Source organism: Streptomyces graminofaciens (genome assembly GCF_030294945.1).
GTDB lineage: Bacteria > Actinomycetota > Actinomycetes > Streptomycetales > Streptomycetaceae > Streptomyces > Streptomyces graminofaciens.
This window is the reverse complement of sequence record NZ_AP018448.1, coordinates 6,515,389-6,532,578: the sequence shown is the minus strand read 5'-3', so window position 1 is coordinate 6,532,578 and position 17,190 is coordinate 6,515,389. Positions and strand designations below refer to the sequence as shown.

At 70.8% G+C, this 17,190-nt stretch carries 14 protein-coding genes and 4 tRNA genes; 12 read left to right on the top strand and 6 right to left on the bottom strand.

Going from position 1 to position 17,190, the window contains the following annotated elements:
• Positions 1–109: 109 nt before the first annotated feature.
• The 4 genes from SGFS_RS28150 to SGFS_RS28135 form a co-directional block, all read right to left on the bottom strand.
• A tRNA-Phe gene (locus tag SGFS_RS28150) sits at positions 110–183 on the bottom strand.
• Between the two features lie 31 nt (positions 184–214).
• A tRNA-Asp gene (locus SGFS_RS28145) sits at positions 215–289 on the bottom strand.
• Between the two features lie 36 nt (positions 290–325).
• Positions 326–398 (bottom strand) — tRNA-Glu (locus SGFS_RS28140).
• Positions 399–576: 178 nt separating this feature from the next.
• Positions 577–2,091 (bottom strand): metallophosphoesterase family protein, encoded by a 1,515-nt coding sequence (locus SGFS_RS28135; protein ID WP_286254410.1) that lies wholly within the window; start codon positions 2,089–2,091, stop codon positions 577–579.
• Positions 2,092–2,194: 103 nt separating this feature from the next.
• Between SGFS_RS28135 and SGFS_RS28130 the strand changes: the two genes are divergently transcribed.
• The 5 genes from SGFS_RS28130 to SGFS_RS28110 all read left to right on the top strand — a co-directional run bounded on the left by SGFS_RS28130 (position 2,195) and on the right by SGFS_RS28110 (position 7,709).
• Positions 2,195–2,545, top strand: coding sequence for a metallopeptidase family protein (locus SGFS_RS28130; protein WP_286254408.1), 351 nt, complete (start codon positions 2,195–2,197; stop codon positions 2,543–2,545).
• Positions 2,546–2,636: 91 nt separating this feature from the next.
• Positions 2,637–3,167, top strand: a complete 531-nt coding sequence (locus tag SGFS_RS28125) for a hypothetical protein (protein WP_286254406.1) — start codon at positions 2,637–2,639, stop codon at positions 3,165–3,167.
• Between the two features lie 254 nt (positions 3,168–3,421).
• A complete protein-coding gene (locus SGFS_RS28120) occupies positions 3,422–5,698 on the top strand; it encodes a DEAD/DEAH box helicase (protein WP_286254404.1) in 2,277 nt (758 codons plus the stop codon).
• 159 nt (positions 5,699–5,857) lie between these two features.
• Positions 5,858–7,399 (top strand): amino acid permease, encoded by a 1,542-nt coding sequence (locus tag SGFS_RS28115; RefSeq protein ID WP_286254402.1) that lies wholly within the window; start codon positions 5,858–5,860, stop codon positions 7,397–7,399.
• A gap of 237 nt (positions 7,400–7,636) precedes the next feature.
• A tRNA-Lys gene (locus SGFS_RS28110) sits at positions 7,637–7,709 on the top strand.
• A gap of 141 nt (positions 7,710–7,850) precedes the next feature.
• On the opposite strand, the gene SGFS_RS28105 is transcribed toward SGFS_RS28110, so the two are convergent.
• Positions 7,851–8,675: a lipase family protein gene (locus SGFS_RS28105; protein ID WP_286254401.1), complete on the bottom strand. Its 825-nt coding sequence runs from the start codon at positions 8,673–8,675 to the stop codon at positions 7,851–7,853.
• 252 nt (positions 8,676–8,927) lie between these two features.
• On the opposite strand from SGFS_RS28105, the gene SGFS_RS28100 reads away from it, so the two are divergent.
• The 7 genes from SGFS_RS28100 (at position 8,928) to SGFS_RS28070 (ending at position 16,060) form a co-directional block, all read left to right on the top strand.
• The gene (locus SGFS_RS28100; RefSeq protein WP_286254400.1) at positions 8,928–9,488 is read left to right on the top strand and encodes an NADPH-dependent FMN reductase; all 561 of its coding nucleotides are present in this window, start codon (positions 8,928–8,930) and stop codon (positions 9,486–9,488) included.
• 108 nt (positions 9,489–9,596) lie between these two features.
• The gene (locus tag SGFS_RS28095; protein ID WP_286254399.1) at positions 9,597–11,195 is read left to right on the top strand and encodes an oxidoreductase; all 1,599 of its coding nucleotides are present in this window, start codon (positions 9,597–9,599) and stop codon (positions 11,193–11,195) included.
• Positions 11,196–11,488: 293 nt separating this feature from the next.
• Complete coding sequence (locus tag SGFS_RS28090; RefSeq protein ID WP_286254397.1) at positions 11,489–11,953, top strand: hypothetical protein; 465 nt, start codon at positions 11,489–11,491, stop codon at positions 11,951–11,953.
• Between the two features lie 72 nt (positions 11,954–12,025).
• Positions 12,026–13,621 (top strand): hypothetical protein, encoded by a 1,596-nt coding sequence (locus tag SGFS_RS28085; RefSeq protein WP_286254396.1) that lies wholly within the window; start codon positions 12,026–12,028, stop codon positions 13,619–13,621.
• A 40-nt stretch (positions 13,622–13,661) separates the two neighbouring features.
• Positions 13,662–14,357 carry an ABC transporter ATP-binding protein gene (locus tag SGFS_RS28080; protein ID WP_286254395.1) on the top strand — a complete coding sequence of 232 codons (696 nt, stop codon included), beginning with the start codon at positions 13,662–13,664 and terminating at the stop codon, positions 14,355–14,357.
• Complete coding sequence (locus SGFS_RS28075) at positions 14,354–15,559, top strand: FtsX-like permease family protein (protein WP_286254394.1); 1,206 nt, start codon at positions 14,354–14,356, stop codon at positions 15,557–15,559. The genes SGFS_RS28080 and SGFS_RS28075 overlap by 4 nt, the downstream gene beginning before the upstream one ends.
• Before the next feature lie 153 nt (positions 15,560–15,712).
• Positions 15,713–16,060, top strand: coding sequence for a DoxX family protein (locus tag SGFS_RS28070; protein WP_286254393.1), 348 nt, complete (start codon positions 15,713–15,715; stop codon positions 16,058–16,060).
• 88 nt (positions 16,061–16,148) lie between these two features.
• Here the strand turns inward: SGFS_RS28070 and SGFS_RS28065 are convergent, their stop codons facing one another.
• Positions 16,149–17,147: a sigma-70 family RNA polymerase sigma factor gene (locus tag SGFS_RS28065; RefSeq protein ID WP_286254392.1), complete on the bottom strand. Its 999-nt coding sequence runs from the start codon at positions 17,145–17,147 to the stop codon at positions 16,149–16,151.
• Between the last annotated feature and the right edge of the window lie 43 nt (positions 17,148–17,190).

Below are 17,190 nucleotides of genomic sequence, written 5' to 3'. Positions count from 1 at the left end.
TCCTCTGGTGATGCGTCGCAAGAACCCCCCAGGTTCTCGGTGAGCACTAAGGCTCTCTGTGAGCGACGAAAACCCCCTCCGGTTGCCCGGAAGGGGTTTACGTACGTTGTGGCTGGGGCCGGGGTCGAACCGGCGACCTATCGCTTTTCAGGCGATCGCTCGTACCAACTGAGCTACCCAGCCACGAGGTTTCACGTGAAACATGTAACCTCAGCGGTCCTGACGGGATTTGAACCCGCGGCCTCCACCTTGACAGGGTGGCGAGCACTCCAAACTGCTCCACAGGACCAAGATTGCGTACGACAGTGTCGCACACGTTCTTGCGTGCCCCCAACGGGATTCGAACCCGTGCTACCGCCTTGAAAGGGCGGCGTCCTAGGCCGCTAGACGATGAGGGCTATCGGCCCGCCTGGGCGCTTCGTCAGCGCGTCGGGGACGTGTGAAGCATATGGGATGGCGGGGGGTATCGCCAAAACGGTTTCCGCGGCCGGTTCGGGGGCGGGTTCTGTGGGCCTCAAGGGGTGGCTTTCGCGGGGCTGGGGGACGGGTGGCGCCCGGTTGCCCGCGGCGGGGCCGCTAATCGATGAGGTCTTCCGGCAGGTGGCGGCTGACCTCGGCCGTCGTCAGGCCCAGGCCGCCCAGTTCGATCTCGTCCCAGGCCTGGAGGCGGTGGGTGTCGGCGTCCAGGTAGAGGACCGAGGTCTGGATGGGGTCGGGATGGACGCCTTCCACGGCGCGCAGGCCGCTGCCGCCGGTGGAGCCCTCGACGCGGAGCCGGGTGCCCTTGCTCAGGACCTCCGTCTCGGGGTGGTGGATGTGCCCGGCGAGGACGAGCGGGACCGCGCCGTCCGTCTGGCGGGCGGCGTCCGGGTTGTGGGCGACGGCGATGTCCACCGGGGTGCCGGCCGCCTTCTGGGCGCGCAGGGCGTCGGCCAGGCGCTGTCCGGCGGCCTCCTCCGAGGGGAGGCTCGCCTGGTCGACCGAGCGGTCCGGGGTGAACTGCGGGTCGCCCACCCCCGCGAAGCGCAGGCCGCCCACGGTCACCGCCCGGCCCTCGTCGAGGACGTGTGCGTTCTTGATGCCCTCCAGATAGCGCTGGGTGGCCGTCGAGTCGTGGTTGCCGCGGACCCAGACATACGGAGCCCCGAGGTCGGCGATCGGGTCGAGGAAGGCGTTCTCGGCGGCGGTGCCGTGGTCCATGGTGTCGCCGGAGTCGACGATCACGTTGATGTCGTACTGCTCCACCAGCGAGGCGATGATCTTCCAGCTCGCGGGGTTGAGGTGGATGTCGGAGACGTGCAGGACGCGGATGGTGCTCGGGTCCGGCTGGTACGTGGGGAGGGTGGAGGTGACGTCGTAGAGCTTGGTCACGTTCGTCACCAGGCGGGCCAGTTCCTTCTGGTAGACGTCGAACTCGGTGACGATGCTGCGCGCGTTGCCGACGATCGAGGGGGCCGAGGAGAGCAGGCCGGAGAACTTGGGCTCCAGGACGGAGTTGGGGTTCCAGGTGGCGGCGGCCGTGCCTCCGGAGGCGGCCAGCAGGGCGAGGGCGAGGCCGCCGGCGGCGAGGGCGCGGCGCGGGCGGCGGTAGACGGCGAGGCCGAGCGCGGTGGCACCGGAGACGACCGCGACGCCGGAGCGTACGGCCAGGTCGAGGGTGCCGTGCTGGACGTCGGAGGCGATCTCGTCCTGGAGGCCGGAGATCCGCTCGGGGTGGTCGACGAGGGCCTGGGCGCGCTCGGGGTCGAGCTGGTCGACGTTGACGTCCAGGCGTACGGGGGCGTGGTGGCTGCGCAGCTCCAGGGCGCCGAGCGGGGAGACGTTGATCTTTGTGCCGCCGGTGAGGGAGGGGCGCAGGGTCATCGTGGTGTTCATGGGGCCGACGGGGGCGCGTACGTTGCCCACGATCAGCAGGCCCAGCCAGGCGCCGACGAGCACGACCGTGATCAGGCCCAGTGCGCGGGCCCAGGGGTGAGGGCGGTCGGCCGGTTCCAGGGTGGGGCGGGGGCGGTGGGTGAGGGCGCGCGGGAGCTGCCGCAGCCGGCGCAGGGCGGCGGGCGGGTCGGCTGGTGCGGCGGGGTCGCGGGCCATTGGTCCCGTATGCCCCGGGGCGGGGGTGGGTATGCGGCGGTCCGGCCGGTGTTCGTGGCTCCCGTACGAGCGTGGGGGGTGTGTCGTACCCGACAATGGCCGTGTGCTGGAGATGACGCGCGAGGAGTTCGAGGAACTGGTCGCCGAGGCGCTGGACCGTATCCCGCCGGAGCTGACGCGGTTGATGGACAACGTGGCGGTGTTCGTCGAGGACGAGCCGCCCGCCGACGATCCCGAGCTGCTCGGGCTGTACGAGGGGACTCCGCTCACGGACCGCGGGGAGTGGTACGCGGGGGTGCTGCCGGACCGGATCACGATCTACCGGAACCCGACGCTGCGGATGTGCGAGACGCGGGAGGACGTGGTCGCCGAGACCGAGGTGACCGTCGTGCACGAGATCGCGCACCACTTCGGGATCGACGACGCGCGCCTGCACGCCCTCGGGTACGGGTGAGCCTGTCGGTGAGGAGCGCGCGTGTCCTCTTGCGGGCGGCGGGAGTTGGGCAGGGGGACTCCCCCATCCGCCCCCCTCGGAGGTGGCCGCCGTGCGCGCCTTGTACGTACCTGTCCGTCTGGCCGCCACGGTCCTGGCCGTCGCGGCGACAGCCGGCTGTATGAGCGTCGGGGGTGACGGGCACAGGCCCGGACCCTCGCCGTCCGCCGGACAGCTGGGCGGTGAGCGGCCCGACGGGGGGACGGCGGTCACGGGCGGGGGCGGAACCGGGGACCAGGTGAGGCGGAAGGGGGCCGCCGCGGAGCCGGACGAGTCCGCCTCGGGGTCGGCGTCCGCGTCGGCGTCGGCCGCCGGGCGCGAGAAGCCGTCGCGGAAGGCGAAGCCGCCGAAGGGCGGGAAGGGGGACGGCAAGGGCGAGGGCCCGGCCGTCACCGAGCCTCCGAAAGGTGAGCCTTCTCCCACTCCGACGGTGGTGGAGTCCGAGCCGGGACCGTCGAATCCGGTGGAGTCGCCCGTGCCGGAGCCGTCCGTGGCGGAGCCGTCGTCGTCCGCGCACGAGCAGGAGACGCAGTTGGTGGAGCGGGAGCCGGCGCCGTCTGCGGGGGATGCGGCGGAGTGGTGAGGCCTGGTCGGGGGCGTTGCCGAGAGGGTTCCGCGTGAGGCTGTTGACCTGCGGTTATGCGCTCAATTTGCCTTGATGGGGTGAGGGTGCGTATGGTGGTAGATCGTTTGATCCCATTTGCCCGGCGCCAACGCAGAGCGCGCCGTGTGGCGCGTACTCTCCCTTGCCGTGGCGGACCGCATAGAGGCGGTCGTGTGCGAATCACGGAGTTGACGGGCGCGTGCCGACGAGACTCCGGAAGGTTTCGCATACGCATGTCCATTTCCAGTACTGATCACGTCGTCGTGCCCGAGAACGGCGAAGACGTCGACACCATCGACACCGTCGAGAACGTCGAGAACGCCTCCGTCGAGGAGACCCCCGAGGCCACCTTCGCGGATCTCGGTCTCCCCGAGGGCGTCGTGCGCAAGCTCGCGCAGAACGGCGTGACCGTCCCCTTCCCGATCCAGGCCGCGACCATCCCGGACGCCCTGGCCGGCAAGGACATCCTGGGCCGTGGTCGCACCGGCTCGGGCAAGACCCTCTCGTTCGGTCTGCCGACCCTGGCCACGCTGGCCGGCGGTCGCACCGAGAAGCACAAGCCGCGCGCCGTCATCCTGACGCCGACGCGTGAGCTCGCCATGCAGGTCGCGGACGCGCTGCAGCCGTACGGGGACGTCCTCGGGCTGAAGATGAAGGTCGTCTGCGGCGGTACCTCCATGGGCAACCAGATCTACGCCCTGGAGCGCGGCGTCGACATCCTGGTCGCCACCCCGGGCCGTCTGCGCGACATCATCAACCGCGGTGCCTGCTCGCTCGAGAACGTCCAGATCGCCGTCCTCGACGAGGCCGACCAGATGTCGGACCTGGGCTTCCTGCCCGAGGTGACCGAGCTGCTCGACCAGGTGCCGGCGGGCGGTCAGCGGATGCTGTTCTCCGCGACCATGGAGAACGAGATCTCCACCCTGGTCAAGCGCTACCTGGTCGCGCCGGTCTCGCACGAGGTCGACGCCGCGCAGGGTGCCGTGACGACCATGTCGCACCACATCCTGATCGTGAAGCCCAAGGACAAGGCGCCGGTCACGGCCGCCATCGCCGCCCGCAAGGGCCGGACGATCATCTTCGTCCGTACGCAGCTGGGCGCCGACCGTATCGCCGAGCAGCTCTGCGACGCCGGTGTGAAGGCCGACGCGCTGCACGGCGGTATGACGCAGGGCGCGCGTACCCGTGTGCTCGAGGACTTCAAGAAGGGCTACGTCAACGCGCTCGTCGCGACCGACGTCGCCGCCCGCGGTATCCACGTCGACGGCATCGACCTCGTGCTCAACGTCGACCCCGCCGGTGACCACAAGGACTACCTGCACCGGTCCGGGCGTACTGCTCGTGCCGGGCGGTCCGGCACCGTCGTGTCGCTGTCGCTGCCGCACCAGCGTCGCCAGATCTTCCGGCTGATGGAGGACGCGGGCGTCGACGCCTCGCGCCACATCATCCAGGGCGGTACGGCCTTCGACGCCGAGGTCGCCGACATCACCGGCGCCCGGTCGATGACCGAGGTCCAGGCCGAGTCGGCGGGCAACGCCGCGCAGCAGGCCGAGCGTGAGGTCTCGCACCTGAGCAAGCAGCTGGAGCGGGCCACGCGCCGCGCCGCCGAGCTGCGCGAAGAGGCCGACCGGCTGACCGCGCGCGCCGCGCGGGAGCGGGGCGAGGACCCGGAGGCCGCTGTCGCCGCCGCTGCCGCGGAGGCCGCCACGGCCGCCGTCGAGGCGGAGAGCGCGTCGGCGACCGAGGCTTCGGCCGCGATCGTCGAGCAGCCGGCCGAGCGGCAGGAGCGTCCGGCCTACGAGCGCTCCTCGTACGAGCAGCCGCGTCAGCGTCGTGACGAGCGGGGCAACTACGAGCGTCGTGACCGGGACAACGACCGCGGTGACCGGGGTGGCTTCCGCCGGGACAACGACCGTGGTGGCTTCCGTCGGGACGACCGTCGTGACGGTGACCGTGGTGGGCGTACGTTCGAGCGGCGTGACAACGAGCGCGGTGGCTTCGAGCGTCGTGACGACCGGGGCGGGCGTTCCTTCGACCGCAACGACCGGGGCGACCGGGGCGACCGTGGCGGCTTCCGCCGGGACGACCGTCGGGACGACCGGCGTGACGGCGACCGTGGTGGGCGTACGTTCGAGCGGCGTGACAACGACCGTGGTGGGTTCCGTCGGGACAACGAGCGCGGTGGCTTCGAGCGTCGTGACGACCGCGGTGGCCGTTCCTTCGACCGCAACGACCGTGGCGGCGACCGTCCTGGCTTCCGTCGGGACGGCCAGGGCGGCCAGGGCGGCCAGCGTTCCTTCGAGCGGCGCGACGAGCGCGGTGGGCACCGCGGCAGCGACCGTCCGTTCAACCGTGACCGTCAGGGCGACCGCCCGGGCTTCCGCTCCGGCGGCCACGAGCGCCCGTACGGCCGTCGTGACGACCACCGTGGCACCGGCTCCTCTTCCTCTTCTTCTTCCTCCTCCTTCGGCCGTCGTGACGACAAGCCGCGCTGGAAGCGCAACGGCTGACGTTCAGTAGGCAGTAGGGCCGGCAGTAGGTACTGAGCGCCGTGGCCCCCACCGATCCGGTGGGGGCCACGGCGTTTTTTCGGTCTTCCGCGCATGGGGGGCGTGTTTTAGCCATCCTGTGACGTGTGTCACGACTCCGGTGAGGGAATTGCTGGGGGCATGACAGATGACGCCATAGTGAGCGGGCGGTCGGACACCGCCGCCCCGGCACGTGGGTTGTCGGACGAGGAACGCCTGGCCCAGCTGGGGTACACCCAGGTCCTCGCCCGTCGTATGTCCGCGTTCTCGAACTACGCGGTCTCCTTCACGATCATCTCGGTCCTCTCCGGCTGTATGACGCTGTACCTGTTCGGCATGACCACGGGCGGCCCCGCGGTGATCACATGGGGCTGGGTCGCGGTCGGCCTGATGACGCTGTTCGTCGGCCTGTCGATGGCCGAGATCTGCTCGGCGTATCCGACGTCGGCCGGTCTGTACTTCTGGGCGCACCGGCTCGCCCCCGAGCGGAGCGCGGCGGCCTGGGCGTGGTTCACGGGCTGGTTCAACGTGCTCGGCCAGGTCGCCGTGACCGCCGGCATCGACTTCGGCGCGGCGTCGTTCCTGGGGGCGTATCTGAACCTCCAGTTCGGCTGGGAGGTGACGCCGGGTCGGACGATCGTGCTCTTCGCGGCGATCCTGCTGCTGCACGGCCTGCTCAACACCTTCGGCGTACGCATGGTCGGTCTGCTCAACAGCGTGAGTGTGTGGTGGCACGTGGTGGGCGTGGTCGTCATCGTCGGCGTGCTGGCCGTGGTCCCGGACCACCACAGGTCGGCGTCGTACGTCTTCACGGAGTTCGTGAACGAGACGGGCTGGAGCAGTGGTGTGTACGTCGTGCTCCTCGGCCTGCTGATGGCGCAATACACCTTCACCGGGTACGACGCGTCCGCACACATGACCGAGGAGACGCATGACGCGTCGACGGCGGGCCCGAAGGGCATCGTGCGCTCCATCTGGACGTCATGGGTGGCCGGATTCGTGCTGCTGCTCGGCTTCACCTTCGCCATCCAGTCGTACGAGGGGGCGCGGACCTCGCCGACCGGGGTGCCGCCCGCCCAGATCCTGCTGGACGCGCTGGGCGCCACGACGGGCAAGCTGCTGCTGCTCGTGATCATCGGGGCGCAGCTGTTCTGCGGGATGGCGTCGGTGACGGCGAACAGCCGCATGATCTACGCCTTCTCACGCGACGGCGCGCTGCCGCTCTCCCGCGTCTGGCACACGGTGAGCCCGCGCACCCGCACCCCTGTCGCGGCGGTGTGGCTGGCGGCGGGCGCGGCGCTGGTCCTCGGCCTCCCGTACCTGATCAATGTGACGGCGTACGCGGCGGTGACGTCCATCGCGGTCATCGGCCTCTACATCGCGTACGTCATCCCGACGCTGCTGCGGCTGCGCAAGGGCGAGGCGTTCGAACGGGGCCCGTGGCATCTGGGCCGGTGGTCGCGGGTGGTCGGGCTGGTGTCGGTGGTCTGGGTGGGGGTCATCACGGTCCTGTTCATGCTCCCGCAGCTGGCCCCCGTGACCTGGGAGAACTTCAACTACGCGCCGCTGGCCGTGCTGGTGGTGCTGGGGTTCGCGGCGGGGTGGTGGAGGGTCTCGGCCCGACACTGGTTCCTCAACCCCGAACATCCGCGGCATGCGGGGCGGGGGAAGGGCGTGGGGTAAGGGGTGGGGTAGGGCTACCGGCGGAGGACGCCGCCGGGGTCCGCGCGCCCGGCGGAGAATACGGTGCCGGGCCTGCCCGCCGGGTCCGGAAGCCGGTCATGGTGCTCGACTTCCGCCGTTCTTCCGCCCGTTCTGTTCTGCGGCGGACCTTTTTGCGGCCCTCGACGCGGCCGGGAGACCGATACCCGATCGGACTCCCGGCCACCTCCGGCTATGCTCGGGGAGGCAACATCGCCTGGGCCCTTAGCTCAATTGGCAGAGCAGTGGACTTTTAATCCATTGGTTGTGGGTTCGAGTCCCACAGGGCCTACGTTTCGCAGGCAGGGGAAACCCCATCTGACCTGCGGTGCAGCGCCCGGGTCGGCTTCGGTCGGCTCGGGCGCTGTGGCGTTTCGGGGCCCGTGTGAGCGGGCATCGTCGGCGCCTTCACCTCACCAACAGGCAGTGAAACTCAACTCCGGGCCAGGTTCTTCTCCATGACGTCGATGTAGTTGAAGATGAAGTGGTCCCTGATGCCATCGCTTCCCGGGGCGAAGAGGTCGGCCGTCAGGCCTCTGGCCCGGTCGGTCAGCTCACCCAGCAGAGGCATGGATTCGCGCAGCTTGCCGGCGGAGTCGATGTACCGCAGGAGCTGGGTGTGGGTGTAGACGGGCTCGGGTGGCAGGTGGGGCACGATGTCGTTGTTGTTGACGAAGCGGTGTGTGCGCTTGGCGAAAGCCTTGTCGCAGGCGGCGGCAAGCACCCGGTCGCACACACGGGGCTGACCGAAGGTGATGACGCCGTCGGCCAACAGATTCGGCTCCTCGAAGTGCAGCCGCGCGCCGGCGAGCATGGCGAGGGCGCCCCCGAGGCTGTGCCCGGTGATCCAGACCGTCTGGCCGTTGGTCCGTGATGCCTCCAGTACTTCCTTGACCTGCGGAAAGACTGAGTCCAGGGCTGCGCCGAAGCCGTAGTGGACGAACCCCTTCTTCCCCGGGCCGGGCCACGGGGGCGTGTTGATGTCCGCGAGCCAGTCCTTGATGTTCAGCGGCTCGGTCCCCCGGAAGGCGATGACGATCATGTTGTCGCTCGCCATTGTGTATGCCTGCGTGTCCTGGAGCGGGAAGGGCGGCGTGAATGCCGTGTGGTGGTGATGGACCCGATCGAAGCCCCATTCCCCGGCCTGGGCCTCGATGGTGGCCTCGTCCTTGTAGGCGAGCTCGGAAGCCCTGCACATCCAGTAGGCGTGCTGCAGGTTGTAGGTCTTCGTCTGGTGATCGATTGTGGGGATGGGCATCGCGCTCTCCCGGTGATGGCTGGTCAGGGGCAAGGCCACAGAACGGGGCCTTGATCGTCATAGCCGTAACTGCGTGTAAGGGAGGTAATCGGCACAAAGAATCACCCGGACGAGTCGCCGCCGGATGAACACCCCGATGCCCTCGGCCCGATGAACGAACGGCCCCTGAGGGATGGCGCAGAACTCGTTCCGCTCGGGGTCGGCCACCACCGGGAAGCCCCCCCCGCCGCCATGCTGGAGTAGGTTGAGCAGATGTCCACGCCGCCGGTGATCCTGCTGCTGTCGGGGAGTCTGCGCGCCGGCTCGTCCAACGAGGCCGTGCTGCGGACCGCGTACGCCGTGGCGTCGGACGCGCAGGTGAGCGCCGTACTGTACGACGGCCTCGCGCAGCTTCCGCACTTCAACCCCGATGAGGACACCGACCCGTTGCCGGCCCCGGTGGCCGGGTTGCGGGCGGCGATCGACCAGGCGGCCGGGATCCTGATCTGCGCCCCGGAGTACGCGGGCACCTTGCCTGGTTCGTTCAAGAATCTGCTGGACTGGACGGTCGGCGGCACCGAGATCGGCGACAAGCCCGTCGCCTGGATCAACGCGGCCGCCCCGGGCCGTGGCGGGGGCGCGGAGACCACGCTGCGGACCGTCCTGGGCTACACCGGCGCCGACATCGTGGAGCCGGCCTGCGTGAGGATCCCGGTGGACCGGGGGATGCTGGGCGCGGACGGACTCGTCACCGACGCGGGGGTACGTCGGCAACTCGGCGAGGTGCTCGGCCTGTTGGCGGCGTCAGCGAAAGTGACACACGGGCAGCGGTGACCGGTCGGGGGTGATTCCTCGCCGCTGTCGGCCGAACATCGACGTACCCATACCCTCCACGGGGCCGCACGGCATCCGTCGAACGCGGAAGATCACTACCCTGCACAGGTGCTCTCATACGATGAGTTGACCGTGCCGGAGCGGGCGTTGTGGGACGCGTTCCCCGAGGGGCGCCTGGTGGATCTGCGTGCGGGGCGCCCCGAAGACGACCAGGACGAGGACGACGTCGCCGGGGGCGGGGCGTGGGGACCCGGGCGTACGGTTCGCGCCGAGGTGGTCGTCGCGCTGTTGCTGGGAGCGAACAGTGGTCGGCCGGGGACCGTCGCCTCCCTGTGGCTCGCCGGGGCCCGGATCAGTGGACGACTCGACCTGGCCGGGGCACAGCTCAACCACCAGTTGTGGCTCGAGAACTGCTGGTTGGAAGAGAGCGTGGACCTCTTCGGGGCGTCCACGCACACCATCGCGATCGTGGGCAGCCGAGTGCCCGGCATCGAAGCCGGGTCGGCCCGGGTGGAGGGGCGCCTCGACCTGCGCGGCTCCGTCCTGACGCGTGGCCCGGCCTCGCCCTACCACCGTCGGCGTACCGCCCTGTCGCTGATGAACGCGCAGGTCAGCGGAGGTGTCGTCCTCAACGGGGCCGAGATCGCCGCGCCGGGGGAGTGGGCCGTGTCCGGCGGGGGCCTGGTCACGGAGGGCGGTGTGTTCTGCAAGGACGGCTTCATCGCGCACGGTGAGGTCCGGCTGGTGGGAGCGCAGCTGCCGGGCGGACTGTTCATGCAGGGCGCCCGTCTGGAGAGCCCCAGCGCGGACGGCGTGGCCCTCGCCCTGGACAACGCGGTGGCGCCGACGGTCGACCTCTCCGAAGGGTTCGCCGCGAACGGGACCGTACGGCTGAGGGGCGCCCGGGTCGCGGACGGCCTGACGTTCGAGGGGTCCGTCCTCAACGGGCCGCCCGGCGGCGACGGCGAAGGCGACGGCCGTGGCCCGGCCCTGGTCGCCCTTCTCCTCCAAGCCGTCGACTTCGACCTCACCCTCGCCCGGCGGCCCTCCGGCTCGGTGGATCTGCGGGGCGCGCAGGTGTCGTATCTCCATGACAGCGAGCACAGTTGGCCGGACGCGCCCCACGTGGTGGAGCTGGACGGGTTCGTCTACGGCTCCATCAAGATCGTCGGGCCTGACGGGGAGCGGCGGGAGGCGGTGGGGGACCGGGAGTCGGTGGCCCGCCGCGTGGAGTGGATACAGCGCGGCCCCGGCTACAGCCCTCAGCCGTACGAGCAGTTGGCGAGCTGGTACCGCAAGGCCGGGCACGACGACGACGCCCGCCGCGTCCTGCTCGCCAGACAACGCCACCGGCGGCGCACCCTCCACCCCGCCGCGCGCGCCTGGAGCCACCTCCTCGACGCGACCGTCGGCTACGGCTACCGCCCCTGGCTGGCCGGAGTCTGGCTCCTCGCCCTCACCCTGCTGGGCACACTCACCTTCGCCACCCACACCCCGACCCCGACGAAGCCGGACGAAGGCGCCCCCTTCCAGCCCCTCGCCTACACCCTCGACCTGCTGATCCCCATCGGCGGCCTGGGCCAACGCACGGGTTGGTACTGGACGGACGACGCCGTGCAGTGGACGGCGTACGCGTTGATCGCGTTCGGCTGGGTGCTGACCACGGCGGTTGTGGCGGGGGTCACCCGGGCTTTGCAGAAGAGCTGATCGGCAGCGGGGGGCGCGGGGCAGACAAACCGCGCCGTTCGTTCAGTCTCAAGGCTGTATCGCGTCCCGCTCAGGTGTGAACAGCTACCGCTCGATGGTGGCTGGAATGTGGGCGCTCACGAGTCTGCCGCCGGGTGCGATGCCTTTCGATCGCCGTGTCTGTCGCTCGTTTTTCTCCGCTTCCCGCCCATTCATGAACGTGCTTTTTCGGCCACTCTTCAGCATTGACGTGACATATACAGTTCGGTGCCCGGTTAAGGGTGACATGTTCACTGTTGTGTGGGGAGGAACGCGTGAAGAGGGCGCTGCTGGTCACGGGGCTCGTCGGGATGCTGGTGGTGGGGGCGGGGGTGCCGACCATGGCCATCTCCGACAGAGGGTCCACGTCGCTGCCGGGTACGGGCGCGAGGGTCGAGGTCACTGCCTGGCAGTGCAACGCCTACTCCGACAAGTGCTCCTTCAAGACGTCCACCAAGACCATGAAGGGCGGCACCAGGTTCAAGGTCAGCAAGATCAGTAACACGGCGACCGTGAAGGCCAACGGGTGGCAGGCGACGCTCGCGCTGAGTCCGAGCGGTACGCAGGTGAGCGAGAGCACCCGCCGGGTCAGCTGGACCAACCAGAACACCTGGATCGCCGACGTCAGCGGCATCGCCGATCCGGGCGGCTCGCTCAACACGAGCATCACCACCTGCTCCGACGGCGGTGCCTTCACATCCGGTGTCAAAGCTTTCGCTTCGGCCTGTGCCAACGACTGACCCGTGCGGACCCCGCTTCTTCGCCGCTGTCCCGAGGGGCGCACCCGGCGCCGTGGTCATGCCCTCGCCGTCGTGACCGTCGTCGCAGCCGCCCTCGGCGCTTCGATGCTCGGTGGCGGGCCCGTGGAGCGGCCCGAGCGGCCCGGTGGTGCGCTGGCCGGCCAGCTCGACGCCCTGCGTGGGGCAAATGACCTGGTACGCGGCACCCGTGCCGACGTCGGGCGGGATCCCGCCCTGTACCCGACCGCGTACGGGCGGCTGGAGGCCGCGCTCGCCACGGGCAGGCCGATCCGTGGCATCCGTCCGGGAGCCCTCGCCGACCTCGCCCGGACCGATGTGCTGGACACACCTGCCTGGCGGGCGCACTACGTGTGCCTGGCCCTGGGCTCCTCCACCACGGGCGACCCCGTGGCCGTTCTGGAGCGGGCCGGCATCCGTGAACAGGCCGAGAAGGAGGCGCTCGGCTATCTGCTCGTGCCGGACGACGGGGACGACTCCCTGACCTCTCTCGCCACGCGCGCAGCCTTCCTCCAGACCCTGACCTGCCTGGGGCACGACGACCAGGTGCCACGCTCCATCCTCGACCGGCTCGCGTCGGACACCGCGCGGGCCGGCCAACCCGTACCGGCGCTCCATGCTGTCGAGGCCTTGGGACAGGCAGGGGTGCGGGCGCGTGCCACTCGGGTTCTCCGTGACGCGGACGCCGAGCTGTCGCGGACCGGCTGCCGTGGCAGCGATCCGATTCAGCGGGCCGCACTGACCCTCCTGCGGCAGCGGCTCACACCGTCCACCCGCTCCTGTCTGCTGCCCGCGCTCAACGACCCCGACACACAGACGCGGTGGCTGGTTCGGCGCGCGCTCGTCAGTCGATCCGCCACCGCTCACTCGCTGCCCGTATCGCTTCCCGCTCCCGTGGGACGCCTGCGCTCCGACGGCCTCGTCGGCAAGTCCCCGGTCCAGCTCGGCACCCTCACGGCCACGTACAACGCCGCCCGGGCCCTCACCGCCAGTGCACAGCAGACGCACACACCCGACTGGCTGGAACGCCGGCTCCGGCGGATGGGCTCGGCCGCCGGCCCGGATCTCGATCCGTCCGACCGGGTGCTGCTCGCCATGATCTGTCATCGGCTGGCCCTCTCGGACTGTGGGCCCCAGGCCGAGAAAGGAGCCGAGGAGGCGGCCGGGCTCGAGGTCCCTGCACGGCTGACGGCCGAGAACCAGCGCGCTTGGTACGGCGCCATGGCGGCGCGCGCCGAGTTCGGGCCGGGCTGTCGGCGTACCACCGTCGAGTTGCCCGAAGGGCAGGACGCCGGGCAGTTGCCCGAGAGCCAAGGCTCCCGGCCCGCGTCTCTCTCCTCCCGCTCGCTGCGCATCGCCGCCGTACTCGCCGACTCGGGGTGTACTGCGCTGGCGACACGGCTGACCGAGGAGTACGACCTCGTCGCCCGGGCCCGGCAGGCGCTGCGGGACGGGGACCTGCTGACCGCTTCCGACGCCGTCCAGGCGGCCCTCGCCTCCGATCAGGTGATTCCGCAGGACTTCTGGGACGGGCTCCCGGCCTTGCTTGAGCCCTACCGCGACGCGAAGTTCCCGGACCTGTACGCCCCCTCGCCGGGTGGTGTCGCCTCTGCGGACGCCACCAGGGCCGCCTACTACCTCCTGGCCTGACCCCTCCGTCCCCTTCGACCGCACAAGGAAACCGCGTCGTATGAACACCGCCTCCCCACCCGCCGTCGTGGCCGAAGGCCTCGCCTTCCGGTACGCGCCCGGCGGTGGTCTGACCCATGCGGACCTCACCCTCGACCCGGGAACGATGGCCGCGGTGGAAGGGCCCTCCGGCTCGGGCAAGAGCACGCTGCTCGCCCTCCTCGGGCTGATCCTCTCGCCGACTTCGGGCTCCCTCCACGTCACCGGCACGGACACCGGCGCCCTGACCCCAGCCGAACGGGACCTGCTCCGGCGGCGCTCGATCGGCATCGTCCTGCAGGATCTCGGGCTCCTGCCGTTTCTCAACGCCTGGGAGAACGTCGCCGCGGCCTTCGGCCCCCGTCTCACCCGTCACCGTACGGCCGCCCGCGCCCTTCTCGGCGACCTCGGCATGGCGGAGCTGGCCGACTCCCCGGTCACAGAACTCTCCGGTGGCCAGCGGCAACGTATCGCCGTCGCCCGGGCGGCCGTGAAGCAGCCGGTGCTCGTCCTGGCCGACGAGCCGACCTCCGGGCTCGACCCGAGAACCGCGGACTCCGTGATGGGCGCCCTGCGTTCGTGCGCCGAGCAGGGCGCGGCCGTCCTGCTCGTCACACACGACACCGCAGTTGCCGGAGCGTGCGACGAGCGCTACACGCTCGATGCGGGCCGGTCGACCGCTCCCCGGAAGAACGTGCGTGAGGAGAGCCTGGGATGAGTCACTGGAGTCTCTACACCTGGACCCGGGACGGGCGGTCGCTGCGCCGGGCGTTGCCCACCCTCACCGTGCTGGCCGCGTTGTTGACCGCGTCCGCCGGGGTGGCGGCGGGTGCCGCCGGTGCCGTCGAGCGGGATGTGCTGGGGTCGGGCGGGCTGACGCAGATCGAGCTCTCCTCCTTCGAAGGCGACGAGTCGGTCCGCCCGCTCACCACCTCGGCCCTGGGAAAGGCCGGGGCCGTACCGGGGGTCCGCCGGGTCGTCGCCGACTACTCCTCCGCCCTGTACGCGGAGGAGGACGGTACGTACGACCTGGCGGCCCGCACCCTGACCCCGGCCGACGACCTGCCCGTCACCAAGGGACGACTACCGCCCGGCGCGGCGGAGTTGGGCAAGGACGAGGTCGTACTGCCCGCCACCGCCCAGGGAACCGACTTCGCCTCGTACGTCGGCCGGTCCATCGCGTTCGGGTACACGAAGGCGACGGGTGCCGAGTCCGGTGCCACCTCGGTCGTCGTGCTTCGGGTCGTCGCCCTGTACGACCCGAGCTGGCAGGCCGACGGGCCGGGCGTCGCCTATCTCTCGGAGGAGACGGCCGCGTCACTGGCGGCGGCTCGGGCCGGTCTGTCGCCGAACGACTTCCGGGACAGGAAGGGCGCGCAGTCCGCCGTCGTCGTGGTCGGGCACCAGCGGCAGGTGGCCGCCGTCACCGAGGCGCTCCAGGCCCAGGGGTTCTCGGCGTCCCCGGTGTCGGACCGGGTGCGCAACCTGCCCGGCCTGTTCGGGGTGGCGGATCTCGCGATGCGCGCCGGGGTGCTGGCCCTTGCGGTGGGGGCCGTCGTGCTCGGCGCGGTGCGGGCCTCGGACAGTACGCGGGCCCGGCTCGGGCAGTTCGCCGTCCTACGGATCCTCGGGTGCGGTCGGCCGGAACTGCGCCGGATCCTGCTGGGCGAGGCACTGCTGTCGGGCGGGGTGGCGGCGGTGGCGGGAGTGGCCTCCGGGACCGTGCTCTCCGTGGCCCTGGCCGGTCCGCTCAGCGATGTACTGGGGCTGCCCATCACCGTCACGGACGCCCTGCCCGCACCGATCTGGGCCGCCGCCGCGCTCCTGACACCCGCCGCCGGTCTGGCCGTCGGCGCGCTGCTCGGCAGCCGTGACGTGCTTCGCCGGGATCCCTATCTCACGGCACGGGCGCACGGCTGATCGGTGACGGGTGACGGGAGCGCAGCTGACGGCAAGAGTTTCCGCCGGGCTGTCACACTCCCGCCCCGCCCCGTGTCAGGGAAGCGACGAACTCACCGCAGCGGCCGGAGCGACAGCGCACCTCGGTCGCCGTCATCACGAGGAGTGCTTCTCATGTCTGTCGCGCATGTTGTCGTGACCCTTCTGGCCGCCGCCATGGTGGGGTACTCGGCCTCCGCCGTTCTCTTCCACGCCCAGTGGGTCGTGCAGGCACTCGGCGACTACGGCATCCCCCGCGCCTGGTGGCCCTGGCTCGGTGCGGCCAAGGCGGCGGGGGCCGTCGGGCTGCTGGTCGGGCTGGCGGTGCCGGTCGTCGGGGTCGTGGCCGGCGTCGGGCTGGTGCTGTATTTCACCGGTGCCGTGATCAGCGTCGTACGGGCGCGCTGGTACTCGCACATCCCGTTCCCGCTGGTGTACGCGGCGCCGGTGGTGGGGGCGTTGGTACTGGGGGCTGTTGCCTGAGAAGCGCCCCGAGTGTGCCGCTGGAGGGGCTGATGACCGACGCCGTCTGCGTCTCGGTCACCAGCCCCTCCGGCCCACTTGCTTGCCGTCAGGCAGTCGGCGCCTCCAACGGCTCGATGACGATGCCCTCCAACCGCTCCCGTTCCGCGATGATCTCGATCCCGGTGATCCGGTCGCCGGCGTCGGCGACCTCGGCCCCGATCTCGAAGCGCAGCACCAGCCGCAGCCGCCCTTGCGGAGCCATGACCAGGCCGACCGTGCCGTCGATGAGGGCCAGGCCGCTGTAGCGGGCCCGGGCCATGGCGACGACCGCGCCCGCGGCCACGTTCGTGGCGCCGCGTACGACGACGGGCTCGGGGGTCGGGCCGACGCGGCGGTCGGCGTGGAGGACCACGCTCGGGTCCAGCACGGCGACCAGCGCGTCCAGGTCGCCGCCCCGGGCCGCGCTCAGGAACGCGTCGACCACACGGCGGCGGCGGGCGAGATCGCCGCGGACCGGGCGCGGGGTCCGCCCCTGGACCCGGCGGCGGGCGCGGCTCGCCAGTTGTCGCGTCGAGGCCGGGGAACGTTCGAGGATCTCCGCGATCTCGTCGAACGGCATCGCGAACATGTCGTGCAGGACGAACGCCACCCGCTCGACCGGCGCCAGCGTGTCGAGCACCACCAGCAGGGCCACCCCGACCGAGTCGGCCATCAAGGCCTCCTGCTCCGGTTCGCGGCCTCCGTGCCCACCGAGTCGCCCACCGAGTCGCCCATCGGATCGCCCATCGGATCGAACATCGAGTCGCCCGTCGGGGCGCCCATAGGGGCGATCACCTGCCCGTTCGGTCAGCTCGTCGAGGGACTCCTCGCTCCGGGTCCTGCGCGTCCGCAGCAGATTCAGGCACACCCGGGTCACCACCGTGGTGAGCCAGCCGCTGAGGTTGCGTACGTCGTCGATGTCGGCCTGGCCGGCGCGCAGCCACGCCTCCTGTACGGCGTCGTCGGCCTCGGTGAGCGAACCGAGCATCCGGTAGGCGACGGACCGCAGATGCGGCCGGTCCTCCTCGAAACGCGCGGCCAGCCGCTCCCGGTCGTCGTCATCCACCCCTGTGTAACCCCTGTCTCCGTCGCCGTCGCCGTCCCTCGTC